Source organism: Burkholderia sp. SIMBA_051 (assembly GCF_046534915.1).
In the GTDB taxonomy this organism is placed as follows: Bacteria; Pseudomonadota; Gammaproteobacteria; order Burkholderiales; family Burkholderiaceae; genus Burkholderia; species Burkholderia ambifaria.
The window spans coordinates 1-254 of record NZ_JAWRXS010000585.1; the positions used below are offsets into that span (position 1 = coordinate 1).

General features: G+C 71.3%; 1 pseudogene. It reads right to left on the reverse strand.

Annotation, left to right across the window (positions count from 1 at the left end):
* A pseudogene (locus tag SB771_RS35825) lies at window positions 1–254 on the reverse strand (FAD-dependent oxidoreductase); the annotation flags it as partial.

The window sequence follows — 254 nt, forward strand, 5'->3', positions numbered from 1 at the left end:
GGTGGTCCACTTGCCGCCCGTGACCGTCACCAGCCCGGCCTGCGACACCAGGATGGTGTGCTCGCGCGACAGCGATTTGGTGGCGGCGTCGCCGGTGGCCTTGACCAGCGGCCGCAGGCCCGCCCAGACACTGGTGACGTCGTCGCGGGTCGGCTTGCGGCTGAGATAGCGCGCGGCGGTGCTCAGGATGAAATCGACGTCCTGGGCGCCGGCTTCCGGATCCAGCGGCAGGTCGTTGCGCGGCGAGTCGGTGG